Origin of the sequence: Lonepinella koalarum, assembly GCF_004565475.1 — a bacterium.
GTDB lineage: Bacteria > Pseudomonadota > Gammaproteobacteria > Enterobacterales > Pasteurellaceae > Lonepinella > Lonepinella koalarum.
Genome location: NZ_SRHX01000006.1, coordinates 34,286 through 49,180, shown reverse-complemented (window position 1 = coordinate 49,180; position 14,895 = coordinate 34,286). Strand labels below are relative to the sequence as shown.

At 37.2% G+C, this 14,895-nt stretch carries 16 protein-coding genes and 1 tRNA gene; 8 read left to right on the top strand and 9 right to left on the bottom strand.

Going from position 1 to position 14,895, the window contains the following annotated elements; all coding sequences use genetic code 11:
* Nucleotides 1-2: 2 nt before the first annotated feature.
* The 4 genes from rnd to rplT all read left to right on the top strand — a co-directional run bounded on the left by rnd (nt 3) and on the right by rplT (nt 2,674).
* Nucleotides 3-1,145, top strand: a complete 1,143-nt coding sequence (rnd, locus tag E0709_RS08355; RefSeq protein WP_132302505.1) for a ribonuclease D — start codon at nt 3-5, stop codon at nt 1,143-1,145.
* Nucleotides 1,146-1,288: 143 nt separating this feature from the next.
* Nucleotides 1,289-1,849, top strand: a complete 561-nt coding sequence (gene infC, locus E0709_RS08350) for a translation initiation factor IF-3 (RefSeq protein WP_425339225.1) — start codon at nt 1,289-1,291, stop codon at nt 1,847-1,849.
* Nucleotides 1,850-2,068: 219 nt separating this feature from the next.
* Nucleotides 2,069-2,266, top strand: coding sequence for a 50S ribosomal protein L35 (rpmI, locus tag E0709_RS08345; RefSeq protein WP_011200231.1), 198 nt, complete (start codon nt 2,069-2,071; stop codon nt 2,264-2,266).
* Nucleotides 2,267-2,320: 54 nt separating this feature from the next.
* Complete coding sequence (rplT, locus tag E0709_RS08340) at nt 2,321-2,674, top strand: 50S ribosomal protein L20 (RefSeq protein WP_005596075.1); 354 nt, start codon at nt 2,321-2,323, stop codon at nt 2,672-2,674.
* A 157-nt stretch (nt 2,675-2,831) separates the two neighbouring features.
* On the opposite strand, the gene E0709_RS08335 is transcribed toward rplT, so the two are convergent.
* From E0709_RS08335 to purE, 3 genes are all read right to left on the bottom strand, one after another.
* Entirely contained in the window at nt 2,832-4,022 is a 1,191-nt protein-coding gene (locus E0709_RS08335) for an amino acid aminotransferase (protein WP_132302507.1), read from the bottom strand.
* 148 nt (nt 4,023-4,170) lie between these two features.
* Nucleotides 4,171-5,250 (bottom strand): 5-(carboxyamino)imidazole ribonucleotide synthase, encoded by a 1,080-nt coding sequence (purK, locus tag E0709_RS08330; protein ID WP_132302508.1) that lies wholly within the window; start codon nt 5,248-5,250, stop codon nt 4,171-4,173.
* Between the two features lie 57 nt (nt 5,251-5,307).
* Nucleotides 5,308-5,805: a 5-(carboxyamino)imidazole ribonucleotide mutase gene (gene purE, locus E0709_RS08325; protein ID WP_132302509.1), complete on the bottom strand. Its 498-nt coding sequence runs from the start codon at nt 5,803-5,805 to the stop codon at nt 5,308-5,310.
* 264 nt (nt 5,806-6,069) lie between these two features.
* Between purE and E0709_RS08320 the strand changes: the two genes are divergently transcribed.
* From E0709_RS08320 to cysB, 3 genes are all read left to right on the top strand, one after another.
* A complete protein-coding gene (locus tag E0709_RS08320; RefSeq protein WP_132302510.1) occupies nt 6,070-6,693 on the top strand; it encodes an L-threonylcarbamoyladenylate synthase in 624 nt (207 codons plus the stop codon).
* A gap of 288 nt (nt 6,694-6,981) precedes the next feature.
* Nucleotides 6,982-7,893, top strand: coding sequence for a 23S rRNA pseudouridine(2605) synthase RluB (rluB, locus tag E0709_RS08315; RefSeq protein ID WP_341539177.1), 912 nt, complete (start codon nt 6,982-6,984; stop codon nt 7,891-7,893).
* Between the two features lie 36 nt (nt 7,894-7,929).
* Nucleotides 7,930-8,901: an HTH-type transcriptional regulator CysB gene (gene cysB, locus E0709_RS08310; RefSeq protein WP_132302511.1), complete on the top strand. Its 972-nt coding sequence runs from the start codon at nt 7,930-7,932 to the stop codon at nt 8,899-8,901.
* Nucleotides 8,902-8,944: 43 nt separating this feature from the next.
* Here cysB and asnS read toward each other — a convergent pair whose 3' ends face one another.
* On the bottom strand, nt 8,945-10,348 hold the full coding sequence (gene asnS, locus E0709_RS08305) for an asparagine--tRNA ligase (protein WP_132302512.1): 1,404 nt from the start codon (nt 10,346-10,348) through the stop codon (nt 8,945-8,947).
* Nucleotides 10,349-10,631: 283 nt separating this feature from the next.
* Here asnS and cspD point away from each other — a divergent pair, with 283 nt between their 5' ends.
* Nucleotides 10,632-10,841: a cold shock domain-containing protein CspD gene (cspD, locus tag E0709_RS08300; protein WP_132302513.1), complete on the top strand. Its 210-nt coding sequence runs from the start codon at nt 10,632-10,634 to the stop codon at nt 10,839-10,841.
* A 438-nt stretch (nt 10,842-11,279) separates the two neighbouring features.
* Here the strand turns inward: cspD and E0709_RS08295 are convergent.
* The 5 genes from E0709_RS08295 to E0709_RS08275 all read right to left on the bottom strand — a co-directional run bounded on the left by E0709_RS08295 (nt 11,280) and on the right by E0709_RS08275 (nt 14,825).
* Nucleotides 11,280-11,366: transfer RNA gene (locus E0709_RS08295), tRNA-Leu, on the bottom strand.
* A gap of 226 nt (nt 11,367-11,592) precedes the next feature.
* Nucleotides 11,593-12,282 (bottom strand): carbonate dehydratase, encoded by a 690-nt coding sequence (gene can, locus E0709_RS08290; protein WP_132302552.1) that lies wholly within the window; start codon nt 12,280-12,282, stop codon nt 11,593-11,595.
* Nucleotides 12,283-12,296: 14 nt separating this feature from the next.
* On the bottom strand, nt 12,297-13,661 hold the full coding sequence (gene ppnN, locus E0709_RS08285; protein ID WP_132302514.1) for a nucleotide 5'-monophosphate nucleosidase PpnN: 1,365 nt from the start codon (nt 13,659-13,661) through the stop codon (nt 12,297-12,299).
* A 1-nt stretch (nt 13,662) separates the two neighbouring features.
* A complete protein-coding gene (gene queF / locus E0709_RS08280; RefSeq protein WP_165867235.1) occupies nt 13,663-14,502 on the bottom strand; it encodes an NADPH-dependent 7-cyano-7-deazaguanine reductase QueF in 840 nt (279 codons plus the stop codon).
* Complete coding sequence (locus E0709_RS08275; RefSeq protein ID WP_132302516.1) at nt 14,502-14,825, bottom strand: HI1450 family dsDNA-mimic protein; 324 nt, start codon at nt 14,823-14,825, stop codon at nt 14,502-14,504. Before E0709_RS08275 ends, queF begins: the two co-directional genes overlap by 1 nt.
* Between the last annotated feature and the right edge of the window lie 70 nt (nt 14,826-14,895).

The window sequence follows — 14,895 nt, the reverse complement described above, 5'->3', positions numbered from 1 at the left end:
TCATGATCAAAGAAATCCAAAATAAACCGCACTTTCAGATGATTAGTGATAATCAAGGTTTGGCTCAAATTTGCGAATTGGCTCAACAAAAAGCGGTGGTTGCTTTAGATACGGAGTTTATCCGAGTGCGCAGTTATTATCCAAAATTAGGTTTAATTCAACTTTATGATGGTGAGCAAGTCAGTCTAATTGATCCCAATGACATCACTGATTTTTCGCCTTTTATTGCTTTATTATCAAATAAGAATGTGCTGAAAGTGTTACATGCTTGCTACGAAGATTTGGAAGTATTTCAGCATTATTTCAATCAGTTACCCACACCGTTAATTGATACACAAATTATGGCGAATTTTTTGTCTTTCCCAAATTCTACAGGGTTAGCCACTTTAATGCAGCATTATTTTGAATTTAGCCTTGATAAAGGAGCATCTCGAACCGACTGGTTGGCTCGTCCTTTATCAGACAAACAGCTTGAATATGCAGCGGCAGATGTATGGTATTTGTTACCACTTTATCACAAAATGGCAGAGCAACTCGCTCAAACACCTTGGCAAAGTGCGGTGCAATTTGACAGCTATTTATTATTGGAAAAGCAGGAGAAAGTTAACGATCCCGATAAAGCCTATTTAACTATTCCAAACGTTAATAAGCTCAATTCAGAAGAGTTAATGAGATTAAAATTATTAGCTAAATGGCGGCAACAGGAAGCGATTAAACGTGATCTTGCATTGAATTTCGTGGTTCGTGCGGAAAATTTATGGTTAGTAGCGAAATATCATCCGCAAAATACATCAAATTTGTTGGATTTAGGTATTCATTCGCAAGAAGTACGGATTCATGGTAAAAAAATGTTACAAGTTATTGAACAAATAAAACGAGTTGACCCGATAGATTATCCAGCAGTAATTGAACGATTTTCCGATGATCCTCGTTATAAAAAAACATTTAAAGCCTTGCAACAAAAATTACTCGAGATAACACCTAAAAATTTAGCCTGCGAAGTCATTGCAAGCCGTAAAAGTTTAGAAAAATTAATGAAGTGGGTTTGGCTAAAACAAAAAGATCCAGACAAATTACCCGATTTGATGCGAGGCTGGCGTGAGCCTTTTGGGCAAAAATTGTGTGAAATATTGGAGACCCCTTAACGACAAATTTTTATGTGTAAAAAGCATTCTTTTATTGCATAAATTCGAAAAATCTCGTAGAATTTCGTCTGTTTTGCTTAATGTAGAGCAAAGAAAGAAATCATATCTTCTGCTAATGGCTAAAAAGTATGATGTGAAAATAAATTGACCAGAGGAATAGTACTATTAAACCAGTAAAACGTGTTCAGACAAACCGAGCTCATCGTATTAATGATGAAATTCGCGTTAAAGAAGTTCGCCTAACCGATCAAAATGGCGAGCAAATAGGTATCGTATCAATTCAAGAAGCATTAGCAAAAGCTGAAGAAGCTGAGTTAGACTTAGTTGAGATTAGCCCAAATGCTGAACCGCCAGTTTGTCGTATTATGAACTACGGTAAATTTATTTACGAAAAAGAAAAGGCCGCCAAAGAGCAGAAGAAAAAGCAAAAAGTGGTACAGGTGAAAGAAATTAAATTCCGCCCGGGTACTGATATTGGTGACTACCAAGTAAAATTACGCAATATTCTTCGTTTTTTAGAAGATGGTGATAAAGTTAAAATTACTGTACGTTTCCGTGGTCGAGAAATGGCTCACCAAGACATTGGTTTAGATGTATTGGCTCGTGTAAAAGAAGATACGGCGGAAATTGCCATGGTGGAATCTGCACCGGGTAAATTGGAAGGTCGCCAAGCGATTATGGTGTTAGCACCTAAGAAGAAATAATTTTTTATTGAATTGAGCAGATCTATTCAATAAAAAATCTAAAGCTTATCAGGCACACTCAGCAGCCTGATGGCTTTTATGGAAAACAGAGATGAAAATTTCTGTGAATAACGTGATAAATAAGAGCTTTACAAGTAGTGTCTGAAATATTGCAAACAATATAACAAGATATTCGCCTATTTATCTTTTTTAAACAAAACAATGCGGAGTTTTTAAACAATGCCTAAAATTAAAACAGTACGTGGTGCTGCGAAGCGTTTCAAGAAAACAGCTTCTGGCGGTTTCAAGCGTAAACAATCTCACTTACGTCATATTTTGACTAAGAAAACTACTAAACGTAAACGTCATCTACGTCATAAATCCATGGTTGCGAAAGCTGATCAAGTTTTAGTTGTAGCGTGCTTGCCATACGTATAAGCATAAGCGTTCATTAGTAAATTTTAGTTAACATATACATTAGGAGATTAAATAATGGCTCGTGTAAAACGTGGTGTTATTGCAAGGGCGCGTCATAAGAAAGTTCTTAAGGCCGCTAAAGGTTATTATGGTGCACGTTCACGTGTGTATCGTGTTGCTTTCCAAGCAGTGATTAAAGCTGGTCAATATGCTTACCGTGACCGCCGTCAACGTAAACGTCAATTCCGTCAATTATGGATTGCACGTATCAACGCTGCCGCTCGTCAAAACGGTTTATCTTACAGCAAATTCATCAACGGCTTGAAAAAAGCTTCTGTTGAAATCGATCGTAAGATTTTAGCTGACATCGCTGTATTCGATAAAGTCGCTTTTGCTGCTTTAGTTGAAAAAGCAAAATCTGCTCTTTAGTTTTTAAAGAATAGAAAATTAGGACGCTGTGAAGCGTCCTTTTTTATTGGCTAATGACTTTTGGTCGCTAATAAATAGTACCGTTGTTGTGAAATATAAAAAATGAAAGCGAACACATAGGGTTCGCTTTCATTATAACAATGATGAATGAAATATATTAAAGCACTTTCACAATACTCTCACACAAATGACGAATATTATCTTCGGTAATACCCGCTACATTAATACGACCAGAACGTACCGCATAAATTGCAAATTCATCTTTTAAGCGATCTACTTGAGAGGCATTTAAGCCACTGAAAGAGAACATCCCATTTTGTTGCGTAATAAAGCCAAAGTCTTGGTTTGCGCCAAATTCTTTCAGTAATGCTACAAATTTTGTTCGCATTGCTTTAATACGATTACGCATTTCAGTTAATTCATCTTCCCATTGTTTACGTAATACTGGATCAGCTAATACGACAGCGACCGTTGCAGCCCCATGTGAAGCTGGGTTAGAGTAGAGTGTACGTACAATAGTTTTAACTTGAGTTAAAGCTGTGGCAGCAATTTGTTCATTTTCAGCCACCAACGTAAATGCACCAACACGTTCGTTATATAAACCAAAGTTTTTAGAGTAAGAACTGGCAACTAATAATTCTTTATGGTTTGCCGCAAAAGTACGTAACCCTACAGCATCTTCATCTAAACCGTTGCCTAAACCTTGATAGGCGAAGTCAAACAATGGCAACCAACCGTTTTTAGCTGACATCTCCGCTAATTGTTTCCATTGTGCTGGCGTTGGATCAATTCCTGTTGGGTTATGACAGCAACCATGTAACAATACCACATCACCTTCGCTCGCATGAGTTAAATCGGCAATTAAATTATCCCAGTCTAACACTTTACGTTCTGCATCATAGTAACGATATTCACGAATCGTGATACCGACAGCATTAAAAATCGCGTTGTGATTTGGCCATGTTGGCGAGCTAATCCAGACATTTTGTGCTTTAGTTTGGCGTTTAATAAATTCTGCGGCAATACGTAAAGCCCCAGTACCGCCAAGACTTTGTACCGTTTTTGCACGACGGTCCTTAATGAGGTCTGAACCTTCACCAAATAACAAAATTTTTGTGCGTTCATTGAAGTCTGCTACGCCGTCAATGGCTAAATAGTTTTTCGTGGTTTCGATGTCAAATAGACGTTTTTCCGCTTCTTTAACGGCTTGCATAATCGGCGTAGTGCCTTTGGCATCTTTATAAACACCGATACCTAAATTAATTTTATTGGCACGATTTTCTGATTTAAATGCCTCGCCTAAGCCTAAAATAGGATCGGCAGGCGCCGGAGTAATATGTTCAAACATAGTTGTTGTCCTTTTAAATGTAAATGTTTTGTTAATATGTTAAAATTTATACTCTGTATAGCCTAAAATTGCAAGTAGTTATTCCATCAGGTATAACCATTTTACTACTGAATTTGGTAAAGTCTAAAAACTGCGGTGCAAAATTAAATTATTTTAATTTTTCAATCGTCCACTCTAAACCAGAGTGATAATCTTCTGGTAATTCCGTACGTAATTTATTTAGTTGAGCGATTAATTGGTTTTTATCAATATGAGTCAAATTAATATGCCCTACTTTTCGTCCCGCTCGCACTTCTTTGCCATACCAATGGACTTGACTAAAAGGCGTGTTTAACCATTGTGGATTATGTGCTGTACCGATTAAATTGACCATCACACTTGGTGCAAAGACTTCTAATTTAGGCGTTGGTAAATCTAACAACGCACGCAAGTGTAATTCAAATTGGCTAATGGAACATCCCAGTTGTGTCCAATGTCCACTGTTATGTACGCGTGGTGCTAATTCATTGATTAATAATTGATTATTTACCACAAAACATTCCATTGCCATGACGCCGATATAATCCAATTTACACATTACTTTACCAAGCATTTGTTCGGCTGTTGATTGTAAATGAGCATTTGAATTGTCAGCAACGCTATAACGTAAAATACCGTTTTGCTGTAAATTATGAGTGACAGGATAAAAACGTGTTTCGCCATTGCGGAATCTTGCGCCTACAATGGACACTTCACCGTCAAAGGGAATAAATTTTTCCGCAATCACCTCGCCGAATAAGTCATTTGTAATGACATTTTGATTTTGTCGGGTGATAATCCATTGTCCACGTCCATCATAACCTCCAGTGCGACGTTTCACCACGATTTTTTCCCCTATATGCGCAAAAATATCATTAAAATCCACCGCACTTTTGATTAACCCCCAAGGGGACGTCGGTAGATTTAATTCATCTAACAGGGATTTTTGGGAAAAACGATCCGCTGTCGTCGCAAACACTTTTTGATTAACAAATTTATCATGATTACCGAGCATTTCCGTTAAAGGCGTTTGTTCCCAACGTTCAATTTCTGCGGTAATAATGGCATTTTTCGGCAAATCAAATAGGGGAGCGTTAAAGTCTAATGGTTCGACATTAATATCTAAAGGTGCTCCAGCATAACGCAACATACGCCCAAGTTGACCATTGCCTAAAATATAAATAGTGGGATATAAAGTACTTTGTTGCATAGTAAAAATCTCAAAAAACACCGCACTTTTCATTATACAAAGTGCGGTTAAAATTAATCAATTTCTTGGATCGGGATTATCCAACACCACCTTGGTTTGTTTGTCACGGAATGCTTTTAAACGAATTGACAATTCGGTATCCCAAGCGGCTAAAATTTGAGCTGCCAATAATCCCGCATTAGCCGCACCAGCCGGTCCAATAGCTAATGTGCCTACTGGAATCCCTTTTGGCATTTGGACAATAGAATACAGGCTATCCACGCCACTTAACATTGAGCTTTTAACAGGCACACCCAATACAGGAATCAGGGTTTTAGCGGCAAGCATTCCCGGTAAATGAGCGGCTCCTCCTGCTCCAGCAATAATCACTTTATAGCCCTTTTGTTCAGCAGTTTCAGCAAAGCTAAACAGTTTATCTGGCGTGCGGTGAGCGGATACCACTTCAACATGATACGGTAGCTGTAATTGATCTAAAATTTGGCTAGCTTCCTGCATTGTCGCCCAGTCACTTTGGGAGCCCATAACAATGGCAATTTGTGGATGTTGATTAGACATTTTGAGTTTCCATTAGAAAAATATGAATAGTAAAAAACGTGGGGTAGAATAGCATAATTTTAATATTTTGAGCAAACGATTGCGGATGGATTTAGAGATTTTTCAAGTAATCAGGTCGTTAGAAGCAAAAAACCTCAAACCATCCCTTTAAAAGGGTAAAAAATGAGTGTAACAACGCAATGAATGGATATAAAACTATCAAAATCATATAACAATGCGATATAATACTTAACTAATTTTTATATTAATTACAATGGAAATACAATGAGTCAGTTTTTTTATGTCCATCCTGAAAATCCACAAATGAGGTTGATTAATCAAGCGGTGGAAATTTTGCGCAATGGTGGAGTGATTGTTTATCCAACCGATTCTGGTTATGCGTTAGGTTGTATGTTAGGAGATAAGCATGCGATGGATCGTATTGTGGCAATTCGTCAGTTACCCGAAGGACATAACTTTACTTTGGTGTGCAGTGATTTATCGGAATTATCCCATTATGCTACGGTGAATAATGTGGCTTATCGTTTGATTAAAAATAATACCCCTGGACGTTATACCTTTATTTTAACGGCCACCAAAGAATTACCACGTCGTTTAATGACATCAAAACGTAAAACTATCGGCATTCGTGTGCCAGATAATCAAATTGCTTTAGATTTATTGAAAGCCTTGGGTGAGCCGATTTTATCTTGCTCATTGATGCTGCCAAAAGAAGAACATATTACACAATCGGATCCGGAAGAAATTCGTGATCGTTTAGAACGTCAAGTGGATTTGATTATTCATGGCGGTTATTTAGGTCAAGAACCGACAACAGTTGTGGATTTAACAGATGAAACACCTGTTATTTTGCGAGAAGGTAGTGGTTCAGTAACACCATTTATTTAATTATCTTATTTTATAATGACGCTTGGGAAAGTGACAATAAAGGAAACATTTATGAAATTTCAAACTGCGAAATCACCATTTCGCTCAACAGAACGTTCAACTAAAAAGGTTGAAAAATCACCGCAGTTCAATTCTCGTTTTAGCAGTGAAAAAGGTCGTAATGACAATGATCACAATGATAGAAATCGTGCTGAAAAAGGGCATTCAGAAAAAACTCATTATGCTCGAACGGGTCTTTCAAAAAATAGTGCTAGCAAAAATGAGCAAGCTCCTTTCGAACGTAAACCATTGCCTATGCGTAAACCAAAGCCAGTAGCAATGGCGGAGAAAAAACCAACGGTGGCTGGGGAAAAATTACAAAAGATTTTAGCCAATGCAGGACAAGGTTCTCGCCGTGAAATTGAAACGATTATTGCAGCAGGGCGAGTAAGTGTTGACGGTAAAATCGCAACACTTGGTGACCGCGTCACAGTTCATTCAGGATTAAAAATTCGTATTGATGGCAATTTAATTAATTTAACTGCAGTGCAAAAAGAAGTATGCCGAGTATTGATGTATTACAAACCAGAAGGGGAGTTGTGTACTCGCAATGACCCGGAGGGGCGTGCCACCGTATTTGATCGTTTACCACGCTTATCAGGTTCTCGCTGGATTTCGGTTGGACGTTTAGATATTAATACATCCGGTTTATTATTGTTTACTACTGATGGTGAGCTGGCAAATCGGTTAATGCATCCAAGCCAAGAAGTGGAACGTGAATATTCAGTACGTGTATTTGGTGAAGTGGATGATGCCATGATTGCTCGTTTGCGTAAAGGGGTACAATTGGAAGATGGTTTGGCAAGCTTTAAGAACATTAAATCCATGGGGGGGACAGGATTAAATCAATGGTTTGATGTTACCTTAATGGAGGGGCGTAATCGTGAAGTTCGTCGATTATGGGAAAGTCAAGGGATTCAAGTCAGCCGTTTAATTCGTATTCGTTATGGAAATATTAAATTAATGAAATCTTTGCCACGTGGAGGTTGGGAAGAAATGGATTTAGTTAATGTCAATTATTTACGTGAATTAGTGGGGTTACCGCCTGAAACGGAAACGAAATTAGATATGACACAAACCAAACGCCGAGCGAATACTGGAAAAATTCGTAAAGCGGTAAAACGTTATAGCGACATTAATAAGCGTTATAAAAAATCCTAGCAAATTAAGAGTAGAATTCGTTAAAGAGAAATTTTTATGAAAATTCAACAACTACGTTATATTGTCGAAATTGTTAATCAAAATTTAAATGTTACCGAAGCATCTGCAGCACTTTATACGTCTCAACCGGGGATTAGTAAACAAGTGCGTTTGTTAGAAGAGGAACTTGGGCTCGAAATTTTCGAGCGGAATGGAAAGCATATTAAAGCCATTACGCCAGCGGGCAAAAAAATTATTGGGATTGCTCGTGAGTTGTTGGTAAAGACCCAAGCTATTCGAGCTATTGCTGATGAATATACTCAACCAAATCATGGTGTGTTGCGAATTGCGACTACAAACACGCAGGCACGTTATATGCTGCCAGCAGTAATTGAACGTTTTTCTAAACAATATCCAGATGTGAGCTTACACGTTCATCAAGGATCGCCAAATCAAATTTATGATGCGTTATTATCCGGCGAAGTGGATTTAGCGATTACTACCGAAGCACAATATTTATTTGATGATTTGGTGTTGTTACCTTGTTATTTCTGGAATCGATCTGTGGTAGTGAAAAAAGATCATCCATTAGCGAAGGTAAAAGATTTAACCATTGCAGAATTGGGTAAACATCCATTAATCACCTATACTTTTGGATTTACTGGCGTTTCTGATTTAGATTATGCTTTTAATAGTGAGGGGATTTTACCTAATATCGTATTTACGGCAACTGATGCGGATGTCATTAAAACCTATGTACGACTAGGCTTAGGTGTTGGTATTATTGCTGCTATGGCGCATACAGAAGCGGATTCCGATTTAGTTGCTATTGATGCAAGCCATTTGTTTAATCCTAGCATGACACAAATAGCCTTTAAACACAGCACTTTTTTACGTAATTACATGTATGATTTTATTCATTATTTTTCACCTCACTTAACACGTAGTTTAGTGGAAAAAGCAGAAACTATGCATGATAATAATGCGGTAAAACGCCTGTTTGAAGGAGTGGAGCTAGAGAATAGATAAAATGTATGGTGCGTTTTTACGCACCATAATTATATGTCTATATTTAGAAACTCGCATTTCTTGGTGATCTTGGGAAAGGAATCACATCACGGATATTTTGTACACCAGTGACATAAACGATTAAACGTTCAAAACCTAATCCAAAGCCAGCATGTGGTACGGTACCATAACGACGTAAATCACGATACCACCAGTAATCTTCAGGATTTAAGCCCATTTCTTGCATACGTTTATCTAATACGTCTAAACGTTCTTCACGTTGTGAACCGCCGATAATTTCGCCGATTCCTGGCGCTAATACGTCCATCGCTGCCACGGTTTTGCCGTCATCATTTAAACGCATATAGAACGCTTTAATATCTTTTGGATAGTTTTTTACCACCACAGGGGATTTAAAATGTTCTTCGGCTAAATAACGTTCATGTTCCGAAGATAAGTCGATCCCCCAAGACACTGGAAATTCAAATTTCTTACCTGATTGTAATAACACCTCAATAGCATCGGTGTAATCAATTTGAGCAAAATCAGAACTCACAAAATTTTCTAAACGCGTGATGACATCTTTATCAATGTGTTTAGCAAAAAATTCTAAATCATCACGGCGTTCTGCAAGTACCGCACGGAACACATATTTCAACATATCTTCGGCTAATTTAGCATTATCATTTAAATCCGCAAATGCCACTTCAGGTTCCATCATCCAAAATTCAGCTAAATGACGAGTAGTATTAGAATTTTCTGCACGGAATGTTGGACCGAACGTATAAACTTTACTTAATGCACAAGCGTAAGTTTCTGCATTTAATTGACCTGATACGGTTAAAAAGGATTCACGTCCAAAAAAATCTTGTGAAAAATCCACCGCACCTTTATCGTTACGAGGTAAATTTTCTAAGTCAAGGGTAGAAATACGGAACATTTCGCCCGCACCTTCGGTATCAGATGCGGTGATAATTGGACTGGCGACCCAGAAAAAACCTTGTTCATGGAAGAAACGGTGAATGGCTTGTGCTAAACAGTGACGAACACGAGCTACGGCACCGATAATATTAGTACGTGGGCGTAAATGTGCAACCTCTCGTAAGTATTCAATGGAATGACGTTTAGCCGCCATTGGGTAAGTATCTGGATCTTCCACCCAACCAGCCACTTTAACTGTTTGAGTTTGTAATTCGACCGCTTGACCTTCGGCAGGTGATTCTACAACGGTTCCCGTGACAATCACTGAACAGCCCGTGGTTAAATGTAATACTTCATTTTCATAATTTGCAATATCGTTATTGACGATCGCCTGAATGGGGGCAAAACAAGAACCATCATAAACCGCAAGAAAAGAAAGTCCTGCTTTAGAATCACGGCGAGTACGCACCCAACCACGTACGGTTACACTTTCACCGATCGCTATTTTACCTTGTAACACATCAGCAATTGATGCTATTTTTGTCATTTTTAATCTCCGAAATCCAAAAAGAATTAATTATAAAAAAGTCTGCTTAGTTTACATTAAATTCATTGATTTACCAAAAAATCCATTCAAATATATTACTAAATAACCCTATATCAATTACTTTTTGATTTTGCTGAACAGATTAAGCTAAAAATTTTTGTGATCTATGTCGAATTTTGGACATTTACTGATTGCATAAAATAAAAAAATCCTTAACTATATAAGTAGGTAACAAGATTATTCATCTTGTTGTTTTGTCATTAGACCAAATTAGAGGTATCGTATGGAAGTTGGTGTTGTTAAATGGTTTAATAATACGAAAGGTTTTGGCTTTATTAACAGAGAGGGCAATGATGAGGATATTTTTGCTCATTTTTCGGTGATTGAAATGGATGGTTATCGTTCATTGAAAGCTGGACAAAAGGTAAATTTTGAAATGGTTAGTGGAGATAAAGGTGCTCAAGCAACTAAAATTATTCCTATTATTGAGTAGTTGAAAAATAATAAAAAGTGCGGTTAAAAAATTGTTATTTTGATATGCTCCCAAAAAGTTAAATACTTATTTCAAGGGCTGACAACGATATTGTATCGGACTCAGTCCTTTAATTTTGTTAGCGGTTTAGTTAATTGTGCCATTTGCTCAAAATCTCAAAAAATAAATAACCGTTCAAGCCTTATACTAAAAGGCTCTAGGAAAAAATAAGGGTACAAAATTACTATTTTTTCTGTACCCTTAAACTTGTACCCTTATTTGTACCCTTATTATTTGCGGTTGTCAACGTAAGGCAAAACGCTAACGCATAAGAATACGAAAGAACATCATTAAGGTGTAAAGCCTTGCGGTATCTGGTTTCGCCTGTCTTAAAAGTAAGATAAAATAACAAAACGTAAGACGAAAAAAAACCACGTAATAACGTGGTTTCTTGTAATTTGGTGCCAGTGGTCGGACTCGAACCGACACGCTTTTAAGGGCGGCGGATTTTGAATCCGCTGCGTCTACCGATTTCGCCACACTGGCAAGCACTAAATCTTGTGTTGCATTATACGGTTATCTAACATGGTTGCAAGCATAAATTGTTGATTTATGCTTATTTGCTTTAATTTTCATCAATTATAAGATGATTTTTTGGTAAGTTTGATGCCTAGCTGAACTATCTAAAATCAGTCAAATTTTGCCAATATTGCTATCAATCAGTGTTATATATTTTAATAGTTTAACCTTTTGGCATCAGAGCATTTATTAATTAATATTGTGGAACTGATTTCTTTTCCAGAATATTATTCTCATCCAGTGTTAGCAAGCGTGCAATAGCGTTACGATAAGATATTTCTAAACTCTCTCGGCTCGTAGCTAATACCCCTTGATCCACTAAGAAACCATCATTTACGTCATAAACCCAACCATGTAAAGAAAGTTTAGCACCACGCTCCCAAGCTGATTGAATAATAGAAGAACGCCCAAGATTATAAACTTGTTCTGCAACATTGATTTTAGTCAGCATATCAGCACGTTTCTCCGGGGAGAGATTACCTAGCAAGTGGCTGTGTTTAAACCAAATATCACGAATATGTAATAACCAGTTATTAATTAAGCCGAGATCTTGATTAGTCATTGCGGCCTTAATCCCCCCGCAATTGGTGTGACCGCAGATAATAATATGCTCAATATTCAACACATCTACTGCATATTGCACTACTGAAAGGCAGTTGAGATCGGTATGAATAACCTGATTTGCTACATTACGATGTACAAACAATTCGCCCGGTTCTAAATTCGTTAGTTTTTCTGCTGGAACACGGCTATCAGAACAGCCTATCCATAAATAATGTGGTGTTTGATGCTCGGCTAATTCTTTGAAATAGAGCGAATTTTCTTCTTGCATTCGCAATGCCCAACTGTGGTTATTGGCGAATAATTGCTCAATACGTTTCATCATGTTTTGGCTTCCTATTTAATAATTTCATAACAAGGCTCGTAAGCATCACCGGTTGGCAATTTCATACGATGCTGTTCGATAAAGTCTTGTAATAATCGATCGATTTTAGTCATTAATTGTTGATCACCGTTTAACTTAAATTTCCCTAAGCTCGCAATTTTATCTTGCGTATCGGCTTTAATATTACCAGCCACGATACCCGAAAAAGCACGGCGTAAATTTGCCACTAAATTCACCGCACTTTGATTAAGATGAAGATTCAAATTCGCCATATTCTCATGGGTTGGAATAAATGGTTTTTGAAATTCTTGATCAATTTCTAGCGACCAATTAAAGCTGTAACTATCACCTTTTTCAAAACGTTGTTGCTGAATTTTCGTCATGGCAGATTTCATATGGCGTGACACCGTCACAGGATCATCTATAATGATTTGATAAAGCGCTTGAGCTTGTTCGCCAAGCGTTTCTTTGACAAAACGATCAATGGCATCAAAATAACCTTGGCTTTCTTTTGGTCCAGTGAGAATCAACGGCAAAGTTTGTGCTTGATTTTTAGGATTGAGTTTTATACCTAAAATAAACATAAATTCTTCAAATGTCCCCGGTCCACCAGCGAAAATAATAATACCATGTCCCATGCGAACAAAGGCTTCTAGGCGTTTTTCAATATCTGGCATGATAATTAATTCATTAACAATTGGATTAGGTGGTTCTGATGCAATAATAGATGGCTCAGTTATACCGATAAAACGGCTATTTTTATAACGTTGGTTTGCATGACCAATCGCTGCCCCTTTCATGGGTGCTTCCATAACACCCGTACCACAACCAGTAATAATATTTAACTCACGTAAGCCAAGTTCAGTTCCTACCGCACGGCAGTATTGATATTCCGCCTCACTAATCGAATGACCGCCCCAACAAACCACTAAATTTGGCTTCTCACCTACAATTAGGGCTTTGGCATTGCGTAACATACCAAACACTAAATTAGTGGTTTGTTCGCTAGTCAGATGATTGTTTAAATTGGTGTTTGAAATCATACTGTTAACAAATAAAATATCACGTAATACCGCAAAAGAATGATATTGAATATTACTAATCATTACGTCATCGACAAAAGCAGTTTCAGGAGGATTATGTAATTCTAAGGAAATTCCACGTTCTCTTGCCACTAAATTAATATCAAAATTATCATATTTTGCTAATAAGGCTCGGCTATCATCAGTCACGGCACCAGAGTTTAGTACTGCTAAAGTGCAATTCCGATAAAGCTGATAGAGTGGTGAACGGGCTTGTTTGGTCAATTGACATACTTCAATATGCGAAAGTTGATCCATACTGCCTTTCGGATTAATATAATAAACTTGATTCATGTTATTGCCTTGCTAAACGTTGGTTATTGGGTATAGTTTCAAAATTTGAACGGAACGGATTAATATCTAAACCACCACGACGCGTATAACGCGCATATACGGTTAATTTTTGTGGTTGCGCGTAATGCATCAAATCATTAAAAATCCGCTCTACACATTGTTCATGAAATTCATTATGTTGACGAAATGAGATTAAATAGCGTAATAATTTTTCTCGATTAATTTGCTTTCCAACATAATGAATTTGTACTGAACCCCAGTCCGGTTGGCTGGTAATTAAGCAATTTGATTTAAGTAAATGACTGACTAATGTTTCTTCTACATATGTATTATTTGTACAGTCCTGCAAATAATGGGCATCAAAAGCATAATCGGTGACTTCAATATCTTGATAATCAATACATTCGCCAATAAAATCGTCAAGCTTTTGTTGGTTATAAAATTCGAGAGAATTCAACCGCACTTTGACATCACCATCAGCACATTGAGCCAAATCCTGTTGAATAGTATTTTGTACTTGTTCAAAAGAAGCAAATTTAGTTTGGTTAAAGCTATTTAAATAGAGTTTAAAACTTTTTGATTCAATTAAATTTTGTGAACGGTAATCAATTTCTATATCCGCAATGGCAACCTGTGGCAAACCTTTAGGGTTTAGCCAAGAGATTTCATAAGCTGTCCAAATATCTGCACCGAATGAAAAAGGTTGTTGTTGCGTAATACCAAGAGCATCACGATTAAGTGAACGTGGCACGGGTTGCAGTAAAGTGCGGTCATAAATAGCTCGGTATTCTGTTTTTTGACCGAGTTTTAAGTTTTTTAAGCTAGCGTTATTTGAGTACATTATTTTTTCCAGATAATATGATATTCACGATCATCTGCACGGTGTGAGATTAAAAATTTTGCAAAAATATCATCCATTTCATCTTGTTCATTGACTAAACCGATCCATACTTCGGCATATTCTTCGGGGTCAATCAGTACACCGATTTCTTGCTCCCAGTCATTAGCGGTTTCTACCAATTCTACCGCTCCGCGATCTTCAAATTGTAGATTGAATAAAAGAATATCCGCTGGATCTAAATTTTCTCCAGCCATCTCAAGAAAAATATCATAGGCAATATCTATGGCAGTATCGGGATCGAGTTTTTGGATTATTTCTGTCATAAGAGTTTACTGTTTGGATTATCTAAAATAAAAAAGTGCGGTTATTTTTCACCGCACTTTTATTGTATTT

Bases quoted from the DNA above. Each gene is read 5' to 3' on its own strand.
- rnd (WP_132302505.1), top strand. From the start codon at position 3: ATGATCAAAGAAATCCAAAATAAACCGCACTTTCAGATGATTAGTGAT.
- rpmI (WP_011200231.1), top strand. From the start codon at position 2,069: ATGCCTAAAATTAAAACAGTACGTGGTGCTGCGAAGCGTTTCAAGAAA.
- rplT (WP_005596075.1), top strand. From the start codon at position 2,321: ATGGCTCGTGTAAAACGTGGTGTTATTGCAAGGGCGCGTCATAAGAAA.
- E0709_RS08335 (WP_132302507.1), bottom strand. From the start codon at position 4,022: ATGTTTGAACATATTACTCCGGCGCCTGCCGATCCTATTTTAGGCTTA.
- purK (WP_132302508.1), bottom strand. From the start codon at position 5,250: ATGCAACAAAGTACTTTATATCCCACTATTTATATTTTAGGCAATGGT.
- purE (WP_132302509.1), bottom strand. From the start codon at position 5,805: ATGTCTAATCAACATCCACAAATTGCCATTGTTATGGGCTCCCAAAGT.
- E0709_RS08320 (WP_132302510.1), top strand. From the start codon at position 6,070: ATGAGTCAGTTTTTTTATGTCCATCCTGAAAATCCACAAATGAGGTTG.
- cysB (WP_132302511.1), top strand. From the start codon at position 7,930: ATGAAAATTCAACAACTACGTTATATTGTCGAAATTGTTAATCAAAAT.
- asnS (WP_132302512.1), bottom strand. From the start codon at position 10,348: ATGACAAAAATAGCATCAATTGCTGATGTGTTACAAGGTAAAATAGCG.
- cspD (WP_132302513.1), top strand. From the start codon at position 10,632: ATGGAAGTTGGTGTTGTTAAATGGTTTAATAATACGAAAGGTTTTGGC.
- can (WP_132302552.1), bottom strand. From the start codon at position 12,282: ATGAAACGTATTGAGCAATTATTCGCCAATAACCACAGTTGGGCATTG.
- ppnN (WP_132302514.1), bottom strand. From the start codon at position 13,661: ATGAATCAAGTTTATTATATTAATCCGAAAGGCAGTATGGATCAACTT.
- queF (WP_165867235.1), bottom strand. From the start codon at position 14,502: ATGTACTCAAATAACGCTAGCTTAAAAAACTTAAAACTCGGTCAAAAA.
- E0709_RS08275 (WP_132302516.1), bottom strand. From the start codon at position 14,825: ATGACAGAAATAATCCAAAAACTCGATCCCGATACTGCCATAGATATT.